Annotated in this window: 17 protein-coding genes and 2 tRNA genes; 12 read left to right on the top strand and 7 right to left on the bottom strand. The window is 60.2% G+C overall.

Translation table 11 applies throughout. The features are described from left to right. Positions 1-95: 95 nt before the first annotated feature. From J5J83_RS07035 to J5J83_RS07025, 3 genes are all read right to left on the bottom strand, one after another. Complete coding sequence (locus J5J83_RS07035; protein ID WP_212347055.1) at positions 96-1,625, bottom strand: SpoVR family protein; 1,530 nt, start codon at positions 1,623-1,625, stop codon at positions 96-98. Next, positions 1,622-2,887, bottom strand: a complete 1,266-nt coding sequence (locus J5J83_RS07030) for a YeaH/YhbH family protein (RefSeq protein ID WP_212347051.1) — start codon at positions 2,885-2,887, stop codon at positions 1,622-1,624. The genes J5J83_RS07035 and J5J83_RS07030 overlap by 4 nt, the downstream gene beginning before the upstream one ends. A gap of 80 nt (positions 2,888-2,967) precedes the next feature. Then, on the bottom strand, positions 2,968-4,890 hold the full coding sequence (locus tag J5J83_RS07025) for a PrkA family serine protein kinase (RefSeq protein WP_212347048.1): 1,923 nt from the start codon (positions 4,888-4,890) through the stop codon (positions 2,968-2,970). A 335-nt stretch (positions 4,891-5,225) separates the two neighbouring features. Between J5J83_RS07025 and tig the strand changes: the two genes are divergently transcribed. From tig to J5J83_RS06995, 6 genes are all read left to right on the top strand, one after another. Next, on the top strand, positions 5,226-6,530 hold the full coding sequence (gene tig, locus J5J83_RS07020; RefSeq protein ID WP_212347044.1) for a trigger factor: 1,305 nt from the start codon (positions 5,226-5,228) through the stop codon (positions 6,528-6,530). A gap of 19 nt (positions 6,531-6,549) precedes the next feature. Then, positions 6,550-7,188 carry an ATP-dependent Clp endopeptidase proteolytic subunit ClpP gene (gene clpP / locus J5J83_RS07015; protein WP_212347041.1) on the top strand — a complete coding sequence of 213 codons (639 nt, stop codon included), beginning with the start codon at positions 6,550-6,552 and terminating at the stop codon, positions 7,186-7,188. 16 nt (positions 7,189-7,204) lie between these two features. Continuing rightward, a complete protein-coding gene (gene clpX, locus J5J83_RS07010; RefSeq protein WP_212347039.1) occupies positions 7,205-8,473 on the top strand; it encodes an ATP-dependent Clp protease ATP-binding subunit ClpX in 1,269 nt (422 codons plus the stop codon). A 76-nt stretch (positions 8,474-8,549) separates the two neighbouring features. Continuing rightward, positions 8,550-10,964 (top strand): endopeptidase La, encoded by a 2,415-nt coding sequence (gene lon, locus J5J83_RS07005; RefSeq protein WP_212347035.1) that lies wholly within the window; start codon positions 8,550-8,552, stop codon positions 10,962-10,964. Between the two features lie 201 nt (positions 10,965-11,165). Continuing rightward, the gene (locus J5J83_RS07000; protein WP_212347032.1) at positions 11,166-11,438 is read left to right on the top strand and encodes an HU family DNA-binding protein; all 273 of its coding nucleotides are present in this window, start codon (positions 11,166-11,168) and stop codon (positions 11,436-11,438) included. Between the two features lie 41 nt (positions 11,439-11,479). Continuing rightward, positions 11,480-11,555 (top strand) — tRNA-Val (locus J5J83_RS06995). A gap of 231 nt (positions 11,556-11,786) precedes the next feature. Here J5J83_RS06995 and J5J83_RS06990 read toward each other — a convergent pair. After that, a tRNA-Ser gene (locus J5J83_RS06990) sits at positions 11,787-11,877 on the bottom strand. 218 nt (positions 11,878-12,095) lie between these two features. On the opposite strand from J5J83_RS06990, the gene J5J83_RS06985 reads away from it, so the two are divergent. Beyond that, positions 12,096-13,328, top strand: coding sequence for an HD domain-containing phosphohydrolase (locus tag J5J83_RS06985; protein WP_212347029.1), 1,233 nt, complete (start codon positions 12,096-12,098; stop codon positions 13,326-13,328). A gap of 40 nt (positions 13,329-13,368) precedes the next feature. On the opposite strand, the gene J5J83_RS06980 is transcribed toward J5J83_RS06985, so the two are convergent. Together J5J83_RS06980 and J5J83_RS06975 are read right to left on the bottom strand one after the other, a co-directional pair. Beyond that, entirely contained in the window at positions 13,369-13,689 is a 321-nt protein-coding gene (locus J5J83_RS06980; RefSeq protein WP_212347026.1) for an Hpt domain-containing protein, read from the bottom strand. A gap of 88 nt (positions 13,690-13,777) precedes the next feature. Further along, a complete protein-coding gene (locus J5J83_RS06975) occupies positions 13,778-14,425 on the bottom strand; it encodes a response regulator (RefSeq protein ID WP_212347023.1) in 648 nt (215 codons plus the stop codon). Between the two features lie 218 nt (positions 14,426-14,643). On the opposite strand from J5J83_RS06975, the gene J5J83_RS06970 reads away from it, so the two are divergent. After that, positions 14,644-15,030 (top strand): DUF2237 domain-containing protein, encoded by a 387-nt coding sequence (locus J5J83_RS06970; protein ID WP_212347020.1) that lies wholly within the window; start codon positions 14,644-14,646, stop codon positions 15,028-15,030. A gap of 1 nt (position 15,031) precedes the next feature. Here the strand turns inward: J5J83_RS06970 and J5J83_RS06965 are convergent, their stop codons facing one another. Continuing rightward, complete coding sequence (locus J5J83_RS06965; RefSeq protein ID WP_212347017.1) at positions 15,032-15,685, bottom strand: DsbA family oxidoreductase; 654 nt, start codon at positions 15,683-15,685, stop codon at positions 15,032-15,034. A gap of 219 nt (positions 15,686-15,904) precedes the next feature. Here J5J83_RS06965 and J5J83_RS06960 point away from each other — a divergent pair, with 219 nt between their 5' ends. The 4 genes from J5J83_RS06960 to ftsB all read left to right on the top strand — a co-directional run bounded on the left by J5J83_RS06960 (position 15,905) and on the right by ftsB (position 20,202). Then, complete coding sequence (locus J5J83_RS06960) at positions 15,905-17,542, top strand: CTP synthase (protein ID WP_212347015.1); 1,638 nt, start codon at positions 15,905-15,907, stop codon at positions 17,540-17,542. A gap of 12 nt (positions 17,543-17,554) precedes the next feature. Then, the gene (gene kdsA / locus J5J83_RS06955) at positions 17,555-18,394 is read left to right on the top strand and encodes a 3-deoxy-8-phosphooctulonate synthase (protein ID WP_212347012.1); all 840 of its coding nucleotides are present in this window, start codon (positions 17,555-17,557) and stop codon (positions 18,392-18,394) included. A gap of 141 nt (positions 18,395-18,535) precedes the next feature. Continuing rightward, positions 18,536-19,819, top strand: coding sequence for a phosphopyruvate hydratase (eno, locus tag J5J83_RS06950; RefSeq protein ID WP_212347009.1), 1,284 nt, complete (start codon positions 18,536-18,538; stop codon positions 19,817-19,819). Positions 19,820-19,926: 107 nt separating this feature from the next. After that, positions 19,927-20,202: a cell division protein FtsB gene (gene ftsB, locus J5J83_RS06945; RefSeq protein WP_212347006.1), complete on the top strand. Its 276-nt coding sequence runs from the start codon at positions 19,927-19,929 to the stop codon at positions 20,200-20,202. The last annotated feature ends 39 nt before the right edge of the window (positions 20,203-20,241 follow it).

The raw sequence follows: 20,241 nt of genomic DNA, 5'->3' as shown, positions 1-20,241 counted from the left end.
CCCTGTTGAGGTCATTTTGTTGTTGGCGGAGGTGTCAGCGGCAGAGCACACCACTGGTGTCATGCGTCCCGCGTGGCGTACCAGTTGCCACCACTTCAATTGCGCGCCTTGCGTTTTTCCAGGCGGGTTTCGTGCAACAGTTCCACGGTGCCGTCGTCCTTGGCCGATTCGAGCCGTACATTGAAGCCCCACAGGCGCGCAATGTGCTTGACCACTTCCTGCGCACTGTCCGCCAGCGGCCGGCCTTGCCAGCGCTGGTGGCGCAGCGTGAGCGAGCGGTCGCCGCGCAGGTCGACGTTCCAGACCTGGATGTTGGGTTCGCGGCTGCCGAGGTTGTAATGCTCGGACAGGATTTCGCGCACGTGGCGGAATCCGGCGTCGTCGTGAATGGCGGAGACCTTGAGATTCTCCTGCTTTTCGTCGTCGTAGATGGCAAACATGCGGAAGTCGCGCATCACCTTGGGCGACAGGTATTGGGCAACGAAGCTCTCGTCCTTGAAATTGCGCATCGCAAAGTCGAAGGTCTCGTGCCAGTCGCTGCCGGCGATATCGGGAAACCACCTGCGGTCTTCGTCGGTGGGGTGTTCGCAGATGCGCCGCAGATCGGTCCACATGGCAAACCCGAGCGCATAGGGATTGATGCCGTTGTACCAGCGTACGTTATAGGGCGGCTGGAAGACGACGTTGGTATGCGACTGCAGGAATTCGAGCATGAAGCTGTCCGCAAGCAGGCCTTCGTCGTACAGCGTATTGAGCAGGGTGTAGTGCCAGAAGGTGGCCCAGCCTTCGTTCATCACTTGGGTCTGGCGCTGGGGGAAGAAATACTGCGCGATCTTGCGCACGATGCGGACGACTTCGCGCTGCCAGGGCTCGAGCAGGGGCGCATTCTTCTCGATGAAGTAGAGCAGGTTTTCTTCCGGCTCCTCGGGGAAGCGACGCTCCGGTGCGCTGTCCTTGCGCAGGTCGTGCGAGGGCAGGGTCCGCCACAGATCGTTGACCTGGGTCTGCAGGTATTCCTCGCGCTCGTCCTGGCGCAATTTCTCCTTGGCCATCGACAGCTTGGGCGGACGCTTGTAGCGGTCGACACCGAGGTTCATCAGGGCATGGCAGGAGTCGAGCAGCAGTTCGACCTCTTCCACGCCGTGACGCTCTTCGCACTGGGCGATGTAATTGCGGGCGAAGATCAGGTAATCGATGATCGCATCGGCATTGGTCCATGTACGGAACAGGTAATTGCCCTTGAAGAAGCTGTTGTGCCCGTAGGCCGCGTGGGCGATGACCAGGCCCTGCATCGGCAGCGTGTTCTCCTCCATCAGATAGGCGATGCAGGGGTTGGAGTTGATGACGATTTCGTAGGCAAGGCCCATCTGGCCGCGACGGTAGCCTTTCTCGGTGCTCAGGAACTGCTTGCCGAACGACCAGTGGTGATAATTCACGGGCATGCCGACCGAGGCATAGGCGTCCATCATCTGTTCCGCCGTGATGATCTCGATCTGAACGGGATAGGTGTCGAGCCCATAGCCTTGCGCCACGCGGGCAATCTCGGTGTGATAACGCTCGATGCTCTCGAAGGTCCATTCCGAGCCGGCGGGAAGTGGTGCTTTCTTCTTAAGGGGACGGTTCATGCGAGACTCTTCTTGAACAGTTCGCGGAATACCGGATAGATATCGGCCGGCGACTCGATGCGCTGCATGGCGAAATTGTTGCTGTCGGCATGGAGCTTTTCGTACTCGCGCCACAGGTTCTGCGGTTCGCCGGGCGTGATCTCGATATAGGCGAAGTACTGGCACCAGGGCAGGATCTCCTCGTCGAGGATCTGGCGGCAGATGGGCGAGTCGTTGTCCCAGTTGTCACCGTCCGAGGCCTGCGCACCATAGACGTTCCATTGGCCGCCGGCGTAGCGTTCGCGAATGATGTCGCGCATCAGTTCGAGCGCGCTCGACACCACGGTGCCACCCGATTCGCGCGAGTGAAAGAACTCGTCTTCGTCGGTTTCCTTGGCGATGGTGTGGTGGCGGATGAAAACCACCTCGATATGCTCGTAGGTACGATTCAGGAAGAGGTACAGCAGCATGAAGAAGCGCTTGGCGGTCGCCTTCTTTTCCTCGTCCATCGAGCCGGACACGTCCATCACGCAAAACATGACCGCTTGTGTGGTCGGTAGCGGAACGCGGACGCGGTTGTTGTAGCGCAGGTCGAAGCTGTCGATGAAGGGGATGGCTTCGATCCGGGCGCGCAGCTTGCCGACCTCGTCGCGCAGCAGGCGCGCTTCGTCGCTGTCTTCGCCATACTGTTCGATGGCCTTTTCCAGTTCGTCCTGCAGATCGCGCAGTCGCGCGCGGAACGGGGAGCCCAGCGCCAGACGCCTGCCCAGTGCGCCGCGCATCGAGCGCACGATGTTGATGTTTGCCGGTACGCCCGACGAGGTAAAACCGGCGCGCCGGCTCTTGAAATCGGTGACGCGGGCAAGCTGCGTCCGCACCAGATTGGGCAGGGCGAGGTCGTCGAAGAAGATGTCCAGGAATTCGTCGCGCGACAGCTGGAACACGAAGTCGTCTTCGCTCTGGCCTTCGTTGCTGGCCTTCCCGCCGCCGCCGCCGGCACCCCCTCCCTGCGGGCGCTTGATCTGGTCGCCGCTCGAGAACTGGTCGTTGCCCGGGAAGACCTGCTCCCAGATGCCGCCCTTGCCGTTCTGAAAATGCGGTTCGGACAGATCTTTCGCCGGGATCGAGATGCTCTCGCCGTTGTCGAGGTCACGGATCGAGCGTCCGTCGATGGCGTCGGATACCGCTCGCCGGATCTGCTGCTTGAAGCGGCGCACGAAGCGCTGCCGATTCACCGCGCTCTTCTTCTTGCTGTCGAAGCGCCGATCGATGATGCGTACCATGCCATTCTCCGTGGTGGCGCACAGCGCACCGGCGGCCGGACGGGGCCGGCGGCGCGGGACGCTGCGTTGCGTTCAGGCGCTCAGGACGATTTCCGTACGCGCAGATACCACTCGCAGAGCAGGCGTACCTGCTTCTCTGTGTAGCCTTTTTCGATCATGCGGTTGACGAAGTTCTGGTGCTTCTTCTGCTCGTCGGCGCTGGCCTTGGCATTGAAGCTGATGACCGGCAGCAGGTCTTCGGTGTTGGAGAACATCTTTTTCTCGATGACCGCACGCAGCTTCTCGTAAGACGTCCAGCTCGGATTGGCGCCCTCGTTCTTGGCGCGTGCGCGCAATACGAAGTTGACTACCTCGTTGCGGAAATCCTTCGGGTTGCTGATGCCCGCAGGTTTCTCGATTTTCTCCAGTTCTTCGTTGAGCGCGGAACGGTCGAGAATCTCGCCGGTGTTTGGGTCGCGGAACTCCTGGTCCTGTATCCAGAAGTCGGCGTAGATCACGTAGCGGTCGAAGATGTTCTGTCCATACTCGGAGTAGCTTTCGAGGTAGGCCGTCTGGATTTCCTTGCCGATGAACTCCGCGTAACGCGGCGCGAGGAACTCCTTGATGAAGCCCAGGTAGCGGGCTTCGGCCTCGGGCTGATATTGCTCCTGCTCGATCTGCTGCTCTAGGACGTACATCAGATGCACCGGATTGGCTGCGACCTCGCGGTGATCGAAGTTGAACACGCGCGACAGCACCTTGAACGCGAAGCGGGTGGAGAGCCCGGTCATGCCTTCGTCCACCCCCGCGTAGTCGCGATACTCCTGGAAGCTCTTCGCCTTGGGGTCGGTGTCCTTCAGATTTTCGCCGTCATAGACCCGCATCTTGGAGTAGATGCTGGAGTTTTCCGGTTCCTTGAGTCGCGACAGCACCGAAAACTGCGCGAGCATCTTCAGCGTGTCGGGTGCGCAGGGCGCTTCCCACAGTGAACTGTTGGCGAGCAGCTTTTCGTAAATCCGGACCTCATCCGACATGCGCAGGCAGTAGGGCACCTTGACCGTGTAGATGCGGTCGAGGAAGGCTTCGTTGTTCTTGTTGTTCTTGAACGCCATCCACTCGGACTCGTTCGAGTGTGCCATCACGATACCGTCGAAGGGGATCGCGCCGAAACCCTCTGTTCCCTTGTAGTTGCCTTCCTGCGTTGCGGTGAGCAGCGGATGCAGGACCTTGATCGGGGCCTTGAACATCTCCACGAATTCGAGCATGCCGCGGTTGGAGAGGCAGAGCCCGCCCGAGTAGCTGTAGGCGTCGGGGTCGTCCTGCGAATATTGTTCGAGCTTGCGGATGTCGATCTTGCCCACCAGCGAGGAGATATCCTGATTGTTCTCGTCGCCCGGCTCGGTCTTTGCCACGGCAATCTGGCGCAGCACGGACGGTGTCAACTTTACGACACGGAAGCGGGTGATGTCGCCTCCGTACTCATGCAGCCGCTTGACCGCCCATGGGCTCATGATGGTGCCCAGATAACGGCGCGGAATGCTGTAGTCATCCTCCAGGATGTGCGCGTCCTCTTCCGGGCTGAACAGTCCGAGCGGCGATTCATTGACCGGCGAGCCCTTGATTGCGTAGAACGGCACGTGCTCGATGAGGCTCTTGAGCTTTTCCGCAAGAGACGATTTCCCCCCTCCGACGGGCCCGAGCAGGTAGAGGATCTGCTTCTTCTCCTCAAGGCCCTGCGCGGCATGACGGAAATAGGACACGATGTGCTCGATCACCTCTTCCATGCCGTAGAAGTCGCGAAACGCGGGATAGAGTTTGAGCACCTTGTTAGAGAAGATGCGCGACAGGCGGGGGTCGAGCCGGGTATCGACCAGCTCAGGGTCACCGATCGCCATCAGCATGCGTTCGGCTGCGGTGGCATAGGCCGCGCGGTCGCGGCTGCATAGCTCCAGGTACTCCTGGATCGACATTTCGTCTTCGCGGGCGGCTTCGAAGCGGGCCTGGTAGGCGTTGAAGATGCTCATCGGGACGTCTCCTTGTCGATGGGGCCTCATGGACCCGGCACAATTCCGTCGGTAAATTCCTGGCACTGATCCTGCTTATAGGAAGGAATGTTGCAAGCTGCATTCCCATTCTTGAGAGACCACGCTACGCCTCGAGTTCCTTTGAGGTGCGTGCATTTTTTCACTGTTCCGCGTTCATTCTGACCCTTTGGAGGTGCTGGAAGGAAGGCCCCGCCCGTGTGCTAGAATCTTCGTTTGTTTGGAACAAGTCGGTCGCCCTGTCGCTTTGAATGTAGCAAACCAATCAGGGCTGCACACGAGACCGACGGTATTTTTGACTTCTCAGGATTGATTGCATGCAGACCAACCAGGAAAACCCGAGCTCGCTGGAGCGCCGTATCGATATGTCCGTCGCGATGGCGGAGATCAACAAGGAAGTTGACGCGCGTCTGAAGAAGCTTGCCCGCACCGTGAAAATGCCTGGTTTCCGCCCGGGCAAGGTGCCGATGAAGATCGTTGCCCAGACCTATGAGCCGCAGGCCCGTTCCGAGGCCATTGGCGCTGCAGTCGAGAAGGCGTTCGGCAATGCCGTGCGCGAACAGAATCTGCGTGTCGCGGGTTACCCCCAGATCCAGCCGAAGGAAGCATCGAACGCCGAAGTGCTCGAGTTCAGCGCCGTGTTCGAGGTCTATCCCGAAGTCGTGCTCGGCGACCTCTCAGGTCAGAGCATCGAGCGCCCGGCGCTGGAAGTCGGTGACGCAGAAGTCGACAAGACGATCGACGTGCTGCGCAAGCAGCGCACGTCGTTCGAGACGGCTGATCGCGCCGCCGAAGATGGTGACCGCGTCGTGATCGATTTTGCAGGCAAGAAGGATGGCGAACTGTTCGACGGCGGCAAGGCCGACGACTTTCCGTTCGTGATCGGTGCCGGCTCGATGCTCAAGGATTTCGAAACCGCTGTGACTGGGCTGAAGGCCGGCGAATCGAAGACCTTCGACATGAGTTTCCCCGAGGACTATCACGCCAAGCACCTGGCAGGGCAGGCCGTGCAGTTCGACGTGACGGTGAAGAAGGTCGAGGCGCCGGTGTTGCCTGAAGTCGATGCCGACTTTGCCAAGGCGCTGGGTGTGGCTGATGGCGATGTCGCCAAGCTGCGCGACGAGGTGCGTACCAACCTTACCCGCGAAGTGAAGCGCCGTATTCAGGCCAAGGTCAAGGAGCAGGTCATGAATGCGCTCCTTGAAGTGACGCCGATCGAAGTGCCGAAGGCCCTGATCGATGCCGAGTCGCGTCAATTGGCCGAGAATGCCAAGCGTGACCTCGAAGCCCGCGGCATGCAGACCAAGGACATTCCGGTCGAACCCGCATGGTTTGCCGAGCAGGCGGTCCGCCGCGTCAAGCTGGGTCTGATCATGGCCGAACTGGTCAAGGCCAAGGAGCTGCACGCCAAGCCGGAGCAGGTGCGTGCGCTGATCGAGGAGATGGCGGAGAGTTACGAAGACCCTTCCGAACTGGTACGCTGGTATTACGCACAGCCGGACCGTCTGGCGCAGGCTGAAGCCGTGGTGATCGAGGATAACGTCGTGGCTTGGGTTGCTTCGCAAGCTCAGAGCACGGAAAAACCGGTCGCCTTTGACGAATTGATGGGTAACGCGGCCTAAGGTCGCTCGAGAGCGAACGATGATGAATGGAACACCCCAGCACAGCAGCGAGTGGAACCCGGTAGGTCTTGGCCTGGTTCCGATGGTCGTCGAGCAGAGCGGGCGCGGTGAACGCGCCTATGACATCTATTCGCGCCTTCTGAAGGAGCGGGTGGTGTTCCTCGTCGGGCCGGTCAATGACACGACGGCGAACGTCATCGTCGCGCAATTGCTTTTCCTTGAATCCGAGAATCCGGACAAGGACATCTACTTCTATATCAACTCCCCGGGCGGTTCGGTCACGGCCGGCATGGCGATCTACGACACCATGCAGTTCATCAAGCCGAACGTGAGCACGTTATGTATCGGGCAGGCCGCCAGCATGGGAGCCTTCCTGCTCGCAGCGGGCGAAAAGGGCAAGCGCTTCATTCTGCCCAATTCCCGAGTGATGATTCACCAGCCGCTGGGTGGTTTCCAGGGGCAGGCATCGGATATCGAGATTCACGCGCGTGAGATTCTGTTCCTGCGTGCCCGTCTCAATGAAATGCTCGCCAAGCATACCGGTCAGCCGCTCGAGCAGATCGAAAAGGATACCGATCGCGACAATTTCATGTCTGCGACACGTGCGGTCGAATATGGCCTTGTAGATAAGGTGCTCACCAGTCGCGCTGACACCTGAATCAGGAGAACACATCATGTCGGAAAAGAAGACGAGTGGCGAAAAGCTGCTGTACTGCTCGTTTTGTGGCAAAAGCCAGCATGAAGTCCGCAAGCTGATTGCCGGTCCCTCCGTCTTCATTTGCGATGAGTGCATCGAGTTGTGCAACGACATCATCCGCGAGGAGATCGCGGGTGATGGCGGCAACCCGAACGTCAAGGGCCAGCTCCCCACGCCGCAGGAAATCTGCGACATTCTGGATCAATACGTCATCGGCCAGGGCAAGGCCAAGCGCAATCTGTCGGTGGCGGTGTACAACCACTACAAGCGCCTGCGTCACCTTGGCGACAGCAAGGATGACGTCGAGCTCTCCAAGAGCAACATCCTGCTGATCGGACCGACCGGTTCGGGCAAGACCCTGCTTGCGCAGACGCTGGCCAGATTGCTCAACGTTCCCTTCGTGATGGCCGATGCCACCACGCTTACCGAGGCGGGTTACGTCGGTGAGGATGTCGAGAACATCATTCAGAAGCTGCTGCAGAAATGCGACTACGACGTCGAGAAGGCGCAGCAGGGCATCGTCTATATCGACGAAATCGACAAGATTTCGCGCAAGTCGGACAACCCTTCGATTACCCGTGATGTGTCCGGTGAAGGCGTGCAGCAGGCGTTGCTGAAGCTGGTCGAAGGCACGGTCGCGTCGATTCCGCCGCAGGGCGGGCGCAAGCACCCCAATCAGGACTTTGTCCAGGTCGATACCACTAACGTGCTGTTCATTTGCGGTGGGGCGTTCGACGGGCTGGACAAGGTGATCCGCAATCGTACCGAGAAGGTCGGCATCGGCTTCGGCGCCGAGGTCAAGAGCAGCGAAACCAAGACCGTGACCGAAGCCTTCCGCCAGGTCGAGCCCGAGGACCTGATCAAGTTCGGTCTCATCCCCGAATTGATCGGACGTCTGCCGGTCGTGGCGACGCTGCAGGAACTCGATGAAGAAGCGCTGATCAAAATTCTCGTTGAGCCCAAGAACGCGCTGGTCAAGCAGTACCAGAAACTGTTCTCGATGGAGGGCGTCGAGCTCGAGATTCGCGCCGCTGCGCTGCACGCCGTGGCGCGCAAGGCCATTCGTCGCAAGACCGGGGCGCGTGGTCTGCGCTCCATTCTCGAGGCTGCGCTGCTCGACATCATGTACGACCTGCCGACGATGGAAGGCGTCAGCAAGGTCGTCATCGACGAGGGCACGATCGAAGAAGGGGCCAAGCCACTGCTGATCTATGCCGATCAGCAAAAGGTATCCGGCTCCAACTGACAAGACCCAGCCCGCCACTTGAATTCCCGGGTCATGCCCGCATATGGGTGTGACCCTTTTCGGAAGGAATATAAAAATGTCGGGTCCTGCTGACCTCCCCAGCGAGCAAATGGAACTGCCGCTGCTGCCGCTGCGCGACGTGGTGGTGTTTCCACACATGGTCATTCCGCTGTTCGTGGGGCGACCCAAGTCGATCAAGGCGCTCGAGAACGCGATGGAAGCGGGCAAGAGCATCCTGCTCGTGGCGCAGAAGTCCGCTGCGAAGGATGAGCCGTCGATCGAAGATCTCTACGATATCGGCTGCCTTGCCAATATCCTGCAGATGCTCAAGCTGCCAGATGGCACGATCAAGGTGCTCGTCGAAGGCTTGCAGCGCGCGCGCATCGACTCCGTCGACGACCTGCGCCATCTGTTTGTCGCCAAGGCGACGCCGGTACCGCTGCCTGAGGTGGATAACACCGAAGTCGAAGCGATGCGCCGTGCGATCATCGCTCAGTTCGAACAGTACGTGAAGCTGAACAAGAAGATCCCGCCGGAGATTCTGACTTCGCTCGCAGGCATCGACGAATCCGGTCGCCTGGCCGATACCATCGCCGCGCATCTGCCGCTCAAGCTCGAACAGAAGCAGGAAGTGCTGGAGATGTTCGACGTCAATGAACGCCTCGACAAGTTGTTGTCGCAACTCGAGACCGAACTCGACATCCTGCAGGTCGAGAAGCGCATCCGTGGCCGCGTCAAGCGCCAGATGGAGAAGAGTCAGCGCGAGTACTACCTCAACGAGCAGGTCAAGGCGATCCAGAAAGAACTCGGGGAAGGCGAAGAAGGTGCCGATCTCGAGGAGATGGACAAAAAGATCAAGTCCGCGGGCATGCCCAAGGAAGCCTTGGTCAAGGCGCAGGCTGAGTTCAAGAAGCTGCGCCTGATGTCGCCGATGTCGGCAGAAGCTACCGTAGTGCGCAACTACATCGACATCATGATCGGCCTGCCGTGGAAGAAGAAATCCCGTGTCAGCAAGGATCTGGGCGAGGCCGAGAAGGTCCTGGACAAGGATCATTACGGTCTGGAGCGGGTCAAGGAACGCATTCTCGAATATCTTGCCGTTCAGCAGCGTGTCGACAAGGTAAAGGCTCCGATCCTGTGTCTGGTCGGCCCTCCGGGCGTGGGCAAGACCTCGCTCGGGCAGTCGATTGCCAAGGCCACCAATCGCAAGTTCGTGCGGATGGCGCTCGGCGGTGTGCGTGACGAAGCTGAGATTCGCGGCCACCGGCGCACCTACATCGGCTCCATGCCGGGCAAGATCCTGCAGAACATGAGCAAGGTCGGTGTCAAGAATCCGCTCTTCCTGCTTGACGAAGTGGACAAGCTCGGAATGGACTTCCGGGGTGATCCGTCGTCGGCGTTGCTCGAGGTACTGGATCCGGAACAGAATCACACCTTCCAGGACCACTACGTCGAGGTCGACTTCGACCTGTCGGACGTAATGTTCGTGGCTACGGCCAATACGCTCAATATCCCCGCGCCCTTGCTGGACCGCATGGAAGTCATTCGCCTGTCCGGTTACACCGAGGACGAAAAGGTGAATATCGCGCTGCGCTATCTGCTGCCGAAGCAGATGAAGAACAATGGCCTGAAGGCCGAAGAGCTGTCGGTGACGGAAGAGGCCCTGCGCGACGTGTGTCGCTACTACACGCGTGAGGCCGGTGTGCGAAGCATGGAGCGCGAGATCTCCAAGATCTGCCGCAAGGTGGTGAAGGCCCTGGTGCTGCGTGCGCGTTCGAGCAAGATCGTGGTGAACGCGAAGAACCTCGACAAGTATCTGGGTGTGCGCAAGTACAGTTTTGGCATCGCAGAGAAGCAGAACCAGGTCGGGCAGGTGACGGGGCTGGCATGGACCGAGGTCGGCGGCGAGCTGCTCACGGTCGAGGCGGTCGTTCTGCCGGGCAAGGGCAAGGTCATGACCACCGGCAAACTCGGCGAGGTCATGCAGGAGTCGATCCAGGCGGCGTTGTCGGTCGTGCGCAAGCGTGCGCGCTCGCTCGGCATCGAAGATGATTTCTATCAGAAGAGCGATATTCACATCCACCTGCCCGAAGGCGCGATTCCCAAGGATGGGCCGTCGGCTGGCAGCGCCATCACGACCGCCCTGGTATCCGTGCTGACGGGAATTCCGGTGTGTTGCGATGTCGCCATGACGGGCGAGATCACTTTGCGTGGCGAGGTGTTGCCGATCGGCGGACTGAAGGAAAAGCTGCTGGCAGCGGTACGCGGCGGTATTGGTCGTGCGCTCATTCCGGAAGAGAACGTCAAGGATCTCGCCGAGATCCCCGACAACATCAAGAACGCCATCGAGATCATTCCGGTGAAGTGGATCGACCAGGTACTTGAGTTGGCGCTCGAACGTAAGCCGGCTCCCCTGCCTGATGTCGTTGCGCCGGCGGTGGCGGCGTCCGAAGAGGTTGCCCCGACAGGCAAGAACTTGCGCGCGCATTGAGGCCGGTTTCGGTCTCGGATCCCCTGAAAGGCGCACCAGGCGGGCGAAAGCTCGTTGCGGTGCGCCTTGACACTTGAGAATCGCCCAAGCTATAACGAGCATGGCTTATGCAGGACGACAGGAAGGTCGCGCAAAGTCGCGTCGTTTCTGGTTTTTGGCCGGGTTATTTCTAATGCGATCCACTCCAGAAGGGGGCTAGAAGTGAACAAATCCGAACTGATCGACGCGATTGCCAAGCAAGCTGACATTTCCAAGGCTGCAGCAGGAAAGGCCCTGGATGCGACCATCGAATCCGTCAAACAGGCACTCAAGCAGGATGACACCGTAACGCTGGTAGGTTTCGGTACTTTCTATGTCGGTGACCGTGCGGCCAGAACCGGGCGCAACCCCCGTACCGGCAAGAACATCAAAATTAAAGCTGCAAAAGTCCCCAAATTTAGGGCTGGCAAAGGTTTGAAGGATTCGGTAAACTAGCGGACTTCGCTGAGCAGAGGTCGAATAGTCTGCTTGGTCGGGGGTGCTTAGCTCAGTTGGTAGAGCGTCGCCCTTACAAGGCGAATGTCGGCGGTTCGACCCCGTCAGCACCCACCAAAGAACGGTTCAATTGCGATTAACCCTGCACATGTGCAGGGTTTTTGCATTTCAGGCGCTCAGGCTGATCTCTCCCGATGTCACGGACAGGCTTCCGAGCGCGCGCGTTGCGCGCAAGGCATTCACCCCGAAAACAAAAATCCCCGCCTGGTTAAAGACCAGCGGGGATTGGGGGTACGCGTCCTCGGGCATTGTGCTGCCCGCGCCGCATGCCTGGGGTGAAGTGAAAACTGGCGGAGAGGGCGGGATTCGAACCCGCGTTGGGATATTATCCCAAACACGCTTTCCAGGCGTGCGACTTAAACCACTCATCCACCTCTCCGTGGAAGCCGCGCATTCTAACGGGTTAGCTTGCCAAGGGGAAGCCTGCCGTGGCTTTTTTTCGGGCGGACTTCGAATTTCTGCCAGTAGTACGATGTTGAGGTCGTGGGTGGGCTTTCCGGCCGCTCGTCGGATAATTGATTGTGGTAGCCCTGTCAGACTTGAGTTTGCCTGCTCGGTGAGCCGGATTGGCGCCGATTCTGGCGCGGAGCGTTCTGAATGATCGAGGTGAACCTTCATGATGTGATTGTCGGTCTGACGACCTCGCTCGATTTCGTCGGCGTGGACGAATTGCAGCACGGCAAGCGTGTCGGACATATGGCATGTCTGGTGGGGCAGGCGCTGGGTTGGGATCGAGCGCGCTGCTTGCATGTGCTCCATGGCGGAATGCTCCATGACTGCGGGGTGTCGGGATTTAGTGAGCCGCGGGGGTTGGACGACGAGCTGGACTGGGAGGGTACTGAAGGGCACTGCGCGCGCGGGGGAGAATTTCTTTCCTCATGTTCCGTGCTGTCCGGTTTCGAGGGCGTAGCGCGCTACCACCACCGGAAATGGCATGAGCTGACGGGCGTGGCCGAACTGTCGGATGAGGGGCGACTCGAGGCCAATCTGATCTATCTGGTGGATCGGGTCGACGTCCTGTTCTCGCCCTTCCTGCAAGCGGGTGGCCTCCGCACGGATATCATCGGGCAGCGAGATGGCCTCGTGAGCAGGATTCAGGCACTCGGCGCAGGGCGATTTGCCCCGGTCCTGGTGGATGCCTTTTCGAAGACTGCTGCGTCTGACGCGTTCTGGCTTTCAATGGAGCCGAGCTATCTCGACGAGGAACTGATACAACTTGGTCGACTCGGGGCGCCCGTCGTGCTCGACAAGACAGATCTTCGCAGTCTTGCGGGTTTGCTGCTGCGCGTGATCGGTGCAAAGAGCGTGCATACGGAAGAGCATTCCCGGCGCGTGGCCGCGGTCAGTCGGCATCTTGCCTATTCGATGGGGTACCGCGGCGACCATCTGTTCATGATTGAAATTGCCGGTCTGTTGCACGACATGGGCAAACTCAGGGTGCCGTCCGAAATCATCGACAAGCCGGGGGTTTTGACGCGCGACGAGTATTCGCAGATGGTCCGCCACAGTTACGATACGTTCCGGATATTGTTGCGGATCTTTCGCGACAGCCCGATTCCGCGCTGGGCGGGCGCGCACCACGAAAACCTGCTTGGGCAAGGCTATCCGTTCCGCCATGAGGCGAGAGCGATCGAGCAGGAGTCACGCATTGTCTCGGTAGCCGACATTTTTCAGGCTTTGCTGCAGGATCGCCCCTATCGCACGCGGTTGACCGGTGACGAGGTGATTCTTTGCATGTCGGCGATGGTTAGCGACGGCCGTCTCGATCCGGCGGTTTTCAGCGTATTGGTCCGTGAGCTCGATACCTGCGTTCGCTTGGCGACGGGCTGACGCCCTGGGGTCGTGGCCTGACCGGGTTCTCCGATGCCGTTCATGGAGAGGCGGGCGTCAGGTAACGCAGCACATCTTGGTCGATCTCGTGAAGTTCGGCCTTTAGTCGGTCGATGATGTCCTGGGCGATGGGTTGCCCTGCCTTGCACTGCAATTCGAGCGTGCCGGCAAGCTCAGCGCCCACATCGGCATGGATCTGAGCCAGGGTTCCGCGAAGGGAGTGTGCGACGCGCTGCAGATGCTTGTTGTCACGGGGGCGCGATGCTCCGTCCAGCTCCCGGATGGCTGCATGCTGCCAATCGCTGAAATGCGTCAATATCGACCGTACCACCTCAGCATCGTCCATGAGGTCGTCGAGCATTGCGTCCGGTGCGAAGTGTGCGTAGGCGACGGAGCGGTGTCGAATCATGGGGCGGTTGCGCGCGGCGATGGAGCGTGTGCCCGCACGCCTATTCTGGGTGACGGGTTCCGGCAGTGCGCGTGGCGCTGTGGCGGCGCATGGTGGCGATAAGTGCCTGAACGTAACCCTTGAGTTCGCGGAAGGGGACGGGTTTTCCATACACCGTCACGTCATCGGGCAGGCCACCCTCCGCGCCAATCTCATCCGTCTTGAGGGCGGAAACGACGACGATTGCGATGTCCGCAGTGGCCGGGTTTTCGCGCAACCTGCGTATCATCTCGAAGCCGTCTAGCCCGCTCATGCGCAGATCGGCAATCAGCAGGTCGGGTGCCTGGCGCCCGACTTCGATCAAGGCGTCGAGCCCGCTGCCAAAGGTAAGCACGTCAATGGGCAGGTCCCATTTCGCGAGGGTCTCGCGATAGACCGTCTGCAGCAACAGATCGTCTTCGAGAATGACAATCCGCAGCGTGCCGGTGCTCTCCGAGGTCGCGTGTGTTTGTGCTGCGGTTTGCGAGCCGGCTTGCGAGAGCAGTGCGTCAACGGAGTCCTGGCGGATACGTCGATGGCCGCCTGCTGTCTTCCATGCCACCAGCTTGCCGTGCTCCACCATTTGCTGCACTGCGCCCAGAGACAGGCCAAGCTGGCGCGCAGCCTGGGCGGTACTGATGAATTCGGAGGGGCGCTCTGCGGAGGGCATGCTTGATCTGGTCATCGATAATGAGATACCGAAGAAAATAGCAGGGATCGTGCATTTGCGACAAGCAATTATGACGCTGAGCAAAATGGCCCGCTTCGCAGTGGCGGCGGCCCGGCGTTCCTGTAACCTGAGGGATGTGTCCAGGGGCTTGCCCGCGGACACGGATTATTGGAAATTAGCTGTCCCAGCGTCTTTAAACCAATGCAGGGCCTTCGATCATGTCTTCTTCACGTAATGTTCTGGGCGGTTCCCTGCTGGCCTGCAGTTACTCGCCTTTGACTGGCTTCTACCGCACGGGCTGCTGCGAGACCGGCCCCGACGACAGCGGCCTGCATCTCGTTTGCACACGGGTATCGGCAGAATTTCTGGCGTTTTCGGCACGTGTCGGGAACGACCTGACGACGCCACGTCCCGAATACCGCTTTGCCGGACTGAAGCCGGGGGATCGCTGGTGTCTGTGTGCGCTGCGCTGGCTCGAGGCGCTCGATGCAGGCGCTGCGCCGCCTGTGGTGCTGGAGGCGACCAACGAGGCGGTGCTGGAGCTGGTCGATCTCGGCACGCTGAAAGCACATGCATACGGCACGCGCACCGGTTCGTCCGACTGAGTCAGCTCAGGGCCTGCAGTATTGCGGCACCGATGGCTGTGGATGACTGCGCGCCCGACACCGCAAGCTTGCGGTCGATGATGAAAAACGGAACACCGGTGATGCCCTGTTTCTTCACTTGCTCCGCCATCCTGCGCACGTTGCCGAGATCTTCGCCCGACTCGAGATAGGCCTGCGTGTTGTCGCGGTTTTCGCCGCAGGCGAGCGCGATGTCTGCCAGCACCTCGTTGTCACCAATATTCTTGCCGTGAACGAAATGGGCGTCGAATATCGCATCTGTAATGGCTTGGATGCGGGATTGACGCGCGCCGATGGCCTGCAGATGGTAAGTCAACCGGTGAGCGGCCAGCGTGTTCGGGCGCACATGCATGCTGTCGAACGCAAAATGTACACCGTCTGGCGCGCCCGCCTCGGTAATGCGTGCGTGCAGGGCATCGACCGCTGCCGCGTTGCCAAACTTGGCTTCAAGGAAGGCTCGATAGGGTTCGCCTGCGACCGGTGTGTTCGGGTTCAGAAAGTAGGGGAGCCAGTTGATGCGGAAATCGAGGTCGGGGTGTTCGTTGTGCAGGCTCGCGATGGCCTTGTACAGGCGCACCTTGCCGATATAGCACCAGGGGCAGACAAAGTCGGAAACAAGATCGATATTGAGCAGCATGTTCTGTGCCCTTGCGGGCTGAAGGTGGATTACGCTCGACAAACTAGCACACGCGCGACCCGGTGCGGTGCAGGGGGATGCCGATTTGCAGTAGCAGGTCGTCTGGCGCAGGTGTACGGTGGGGGTGATCGACACGGGCGATGACTTTTTCACGGTGCCGGGTGCTGACTCGGGGAGGGGGGATCGGTTATCATCGCGCTTTCCCGCAGCACAGTTCCCATGACTAAATACGTCTTCGTTACAGGCGGTGTCGTGTCCTCCTTGGGCAAAGGCATCGCGGCGGCCTCGCTTGGTGCCATTCTCGAATCCCGCGGCATCAAGGTTACCCACCTCAAGCTCGATCCCTATATCAACGTCGATCCGGGCACGATGAGCCCGTTCCAGCACGGCGAAGTCTTCGTCACCGAAGATGGCGCCGAGACCGACCTCGATCTCGGCCACTACGAGCGTTTCACCAGCGCCAAGATGAGCCGGCGCAACAACTTCACCACCGGTCAGATCTACGAGTCGGTGATCAAGAAGGAACGTCGCGGCGAATACCTGGGCAAGACGGTCCAGGTCATTCCCCACATCACCGACGAGATCAAGACCTACCTCAAGCGTGGCGCCGAGGGTGCGGATGTCGCCATCGTCGAAGTCGGCGGTACCGTGGGCGATATCGAGTCGCTGCCCTTTCTCGAGAGCATCCGGCAGATGGGGATCGAAGAGGGGCGCAATGCGGCCTGCTTCATCCATCTGACGCTGCTGCCCTATATCCCGACGGCGGGCGAACTCAAGACCAAGCCGACCCAGCACTCGGTCAAGGAGCTGCGCGAGATCGGCATTCAGCCTGACATCCTGCTGTGCCGTGCGGACCGTCCCGTGCCGGCCGACGAGCGCCGCAAGATCGCCCTGTTCTGCAACGTGATGCCGGAAGCGGTGATCGAGTGTTTGGACGCCGATTCGATCTACAAGATCCCGGGCATGCTGCATGACCAGATGCTCGACGAGATCGTCTGCCACAAGCTCGGCATTCTCGCGCGTGCGGCCGACCTGAGCGTCTGGAGCAATCTGATCCGTGCGCTGGAGAATCCGAAGCAGAGTATCGACGTGGCCTTCGTCGGCAAGTACGTCGATCTGACCGAATCCTACAAATCGTTGATCGAGGCATTGAACCACGCCGGCATGCATACCGAGTCGCGCGTGAACATTCACTACATCGATTCCGAGGATATCGAGCAGGACGGCTGTGCCGTGCTCGAAAAGATGGATGCGATCCTCGTGCCCGGGGGCTTCGGCAAGCGTGGAACGGAAGGCAAGATTGCGGCCATCCGGTTTGCGCGTGAGAACAAGGTGCCTTACCTCGGCATCTGTCTCGGCATGCAGTTGGCGGTGGTGGAATTCGCGCGCAACGTGGCCGGGATGAGCGGCGCGCACTCCACCGAGTTCGAGCGCGAAACCGCTTACCCGGTCATCGGCCTGATCACCGAGTGGAAGGATCGCACCGGCAAGCTCGAGAAGCGCAGCGCAGATTCCGACCTCGGCGGCACCATGCGGCTTGGCGGGCAGGTGTGCCACCTCAACGACGGTTCGCTGGCGCGCCAGGTCTATGGCGCACCGGAGATCATGGAGCGCCATCGCCATCGCTACGAGGTCAACAATACCCTGCTCGCCGATCTAGAAGGCAAGGGGCTCATCGTATCGGGACGCGCACCGGTGACCGACCTGTGCGAAATGGTCGAACTGCCGGCGGATGTGCACCCGTGGTTCGTCGGCTGCCAGTTCCACCCCGAGTTCACCTCCAACCCGCGCAAGGGACACCCGCTGTTTACCGCCTACGTCAAGGCGGCAATCGAGCGCAGGCAGTCCAAGAACTGAAGGAGTACGGCCATGCAGCTTTGCGGATTTGAAGTCGGACTGGACCAGCCGTTTTTCCTGATTGCCGGGCCGTGCGTGATCGAGTCGCGCGACATGGCGTTCGAGACCGCCGGCGCGCTCAAGGAGATCTGTGCCGAACTCGGCATTCCCTTCATCTACAAGTCTTCCTACGACAAGGCCAACCGCAGCTCGGGGACCTCCTACCGCGGCATGGGCATGGACAAGGGGCTCGAGATTCTGGCCGATGTGAAGAAGCAGCTCGGCGTGCCGGTATTGACCGATGTGCATGCGATCGAGGAGGTTGCTGCCGTGGCGGCCGCCGTCGACGTGCTGCAGACGCCGGCATTCCTGTGCCGCCAGACCGATTTCATTCATACGGTGGCGGCGTCCGGAAAGCCGGTCAACATCAAGAAGGGGCAGTTTCTGGCGCCGGGCGACATGAAGAATGTCGTCGACAAGGCCAGGGAGGCCAATGGCGGTGCGGACACCATCATGGTGTGCGAACGCGGCGTCTCCTTCGGTTACAACAATCTGGTGTCCGACATGCGCTCGCTGGCCATCATGCGCAATACCGGATGTCCGGTCGTGTTCGACGCCACTCACTCGGTGCAGTTGCCGGGCGGGCAGGGCTCGGTGTCGGGCGGTCAGCGCGAGTTCGTGCCGGTGCTGGCGCGCGCAGCGGTGGCGGTCGGTGTGGCAGGCCTGTTCATGGAAAGTCATCCCGATCCGGCAAAGGCACTGTCCGACGGCCCGAATGCCTGGCCATTGCCCAAGATGAAGGCGCTGCTTGCCACGCTCAAGCAACTCGACGCGCTGGTGAAGTCCAGCCCCCTGCTGGAGCAGTCCGCCTGAAGGTGCTGCGTGCGGGATGCTGTTACACCTGCTGTCGACATGACTATTGAATGCAGTGTCTAATGCGCGGCGCATGTATCGGATCAGTACCGGCAGGTTCAATCGTCAGATTCAAGATTCATAACCGAAACAGGAAATAAAATGAGTGCAATCGTTGATGTGATCGCCCGCGAAATTCTGGATTCCCGCGGCAATCCCACCGTCGAAGCCGACGTGCTGCTCGAGTCCGGCGTCATGGGCCGGGCCGCAGTGCCATCCGGTGCATCGACGGGCTCGCGTGAAGCCATCGAGCTGCGTGATGGCGACAAGGCGCGCTACCTCGGCAAGGGCGTGCTGCGCGCGGTCGAGAACGTTAACACCGAAATCGCCGAAGCCATCATCGGCCTGGATGCGGAAGAGCAGGCCTTCATCGATCGCACCCTGATTGAGCTCGATGGCACCGAAAACAAGGGCCGTCTCGGCGCCAACGCGATGCTGGCCGTGTCGATGGCGGTGGCCAAGGCCGCGGCCGAAGAGGCCGGCCTGCCCCTGTATCGCTACTTTGGCGGCGCCAGCCCGATGGTGATGCCGGTGCCGATGATGAACGTCATCAACGGCGGCGAGCACGCCAACAACAGCCTCGACATCCAGGAATGCATGATCATGCCGGTGAGCATGACCAGCTTCCGCGAGGCGCTGCGCTGCGGCGCCGAGATCTTCCACCACCTGAAGAAGATTACCGACAAGAAGGGCTATCCCACCACCGTTGGCGACGAAGGTGGCTTTGCGCCCAATGTGTCCGGTACCGAAGAAGCGCTCAACCTGATCCAGGAGGCCATCATCGCCGCCGGCTACGTGCCGGGCCAAGACGTACTGCTGGCGCTCGACTGCGCCGCCTCGGAGTTCTACAAGGACGGCAAGTACGAACTCAAGGGCGAGGGCCTGTCGCTGACGGCCGAAGGCTTCACCGACTACCTGGCGACGTTGTGCGACAAGTTCCCCATCGTGTCGATCGAGGACGCCATGGCCGAAGGCGATTGGGCAGGCTGGAAGCACCTGACCGAGCGTCTGGGCAACAAGGTCCAGCTCGTGGGCGATGATCTGTTCGTGACCAACACCCGGATTCTCGAGCAAGGCATCGAGCAGGGCGTGGCCAATTCGATCCTGATCAAGATCAACCAGATCGGCACCCTGACCGAGACCTTCGCCGCGGTCGAGATGGCCAAGCTCGCCGGCTATACCGCGGTGATTTCGCACCGTTCGGGCGAAACCGACGATTCCACCATCGCCGACATCGCGGTCGGCCTGCGCGCAATGCAGATCAAGACCGGTTCGCTGTCGCGCTCTGACCGTATCTCCAAGTACAACCAGTTGCTGCGGATCGAAGAGGACCTCGGCGATACCGCCTTCTATCCGGGCAAGCGCGCGTTCTACAACTTGCGCTGATCCAGTTGGCGCAATTCGGTTTGCGTTGATTTAGTAGAAAGGCCGACGGACAATCCCGTCGGCCTTTCGTCTATTCTTTCATTGTCTTTTTTGCGCTTGGTGTCGACATGCGTTGGCCCGTAATGATTCTTGCCGTGCTGGTCGTTGTGCTGCAATACCCGCTTTGGCTTGGTAAAGGAGGGTGGTTGCGCGTGTGGGAGGTCGACCGGCAGTTGCAGGCGCAGCGCGAGGAGAATCTGCGCCTTGAACAGCGCAATGCCAGTCTGGAAGAGGAGGTGCGCGACCTCAAGTCCGGCAATGATGCGATCGAGGAGCGCGCGCGCTTTGAACTCGGGCTGACGCGTGCGGGCGAAATATTCGTGCAGATCCCGCAGAAGAACTGACCGGCCGCGGCCGGTTCTGGATGTCTGTGCCAACATGGG

The sequence above is a fragment of the Azoarcus sp. L1K30 genome (assembly GCF_018122735.1).
GTDB lineage: Bacteria > Pseudomonadota > Gammaproteobacteria > Burkholderiales > Rhodocyclaceae > Parazoarcus.
The sequence above is the reverse complement of the archived record's forward strand: the minus strand, read 5'-3'. Positions and strand labels throughout refer to the sequence as shown.

What these genes read in the sequence shown, in the direction of transcription:
- J5J83_RS06985 (WP_212347029.1), top strand. Translation starts at nt 12,096, where the DNA reads ATGATCGAGGTGAACCTTCATGATGTGATTGTCGGTCTGACGACCTCG.
- tig (WP_212347044.1), top strand. Translation starts at nt 5,226, where the DNA reads ATGCAGACCAACCAGGAAAACCCGAGCTCGCTGGAGCGCCGTATCGAT.
- J5J83_RS06960 (WP_212347015.1), top strand. Translation starts at nt 15,905, where the DNA reads ATGACTAAATACGTCTTCGTTACAGGCGGTGTCGTGTCCTCCTTGGGC.
- J5J83_RS07035 (WP_212347055.1), bottom strand. Translation starts at nt 1,625, where the DNA reads ATGAACCGTCCCCTTAAGAAGAAAGCACCACTTCCCGCCGGCTCGGAA.
- ftsB (WP_212347006.1), top strand. Translation starts at nt 19,927, where the DNA reads ATGCGTTGGCCCGTAATGATTCTTGCCGTGCTGGTCGTTGTGCTGCAA.
- clpP (WP_212347041.1), top strand. Translation starts at nt 6,550, where the DNA reads ATGATGAATGGAACACCCCAGCACAGCAGCGAGTGGAACCCGGTAGGT.
- J5J83_RS06965 (WP_212347017.1), bottom strand. Translation starts at nt 15,685, where the DNA reads ATGCTGCTCAATATCGATCTTGTTTCCGACTTTGTCTGCCCCTGGTGC.
- J5J83_RS06970 (WP_212347020.1), top strand. Translation starts at nt 14,644, where the DNA reads ATGTCTTCTTCACGTAATGTTCTGGGCGGTTCCCTGCTGGCCTGCAGT.
- lon (WP_212347035.1), top strand. Translation starts at nt 8,550, where the DNA reads ATGTCGGGTCCTGCTGACCTCCCCAGCGAGCAAATGGAACTGCCGCTG.
- J5J83_RS06980 (WP_212347026.1), bottom strand. Translation starts at nt 13,689, where the DNA reads ATGCTCGACGACCTCATGGACGATGCTGAGGTGGTACGGTCGATATTG.
- kdsA (WP_212347012.1), top strand. Translation starts at nt 17,555, where the DNA reads ATGCAGCTTTGCGGATTTGAAGTCGGACTGGACCAGCCGTTTTTCCTG.
- J5J83_RS07025 (WP_212347048.1), bottom strand. Translation starts at nt 4,890, where the DNA reads ATGAGCATCTTCAACGCCTACCAGGCCCGCTTCGAAGCCGCCCGCGAA.
- J5J83_RS06975 (WP_212347023.1), bottom strand. Translation starts at nt 14,425, where the DNA reads ATGCCCTCCGCAGAGCGCCCCTCCGAATTCATCAGTACCGCCCAGGCT.
- eno (WP_212347009.1), top strand. Translation starts at nt 18,536, where the DNA reads ATGAGTGCAATCGTTGATGTGATCGCCCGCGAAATTCTGGATTCCCGC.
- J5J83_RS07030 (WP_212347051.1), bottom strand. Translation starts at nt 2,887, where the DNA reads ATGGTACGCATCATCGATCGGCGCTTCGACAGCAAGAAGAAGAGCGCG.
- clpX (WP_212347039.1), top strand. Translation starts at nt 7,205, where the DNA reads ATGTCGGAAAAGAAGACGAGTGGCGAAAAGCTGCTGTACTGCTCGTTT.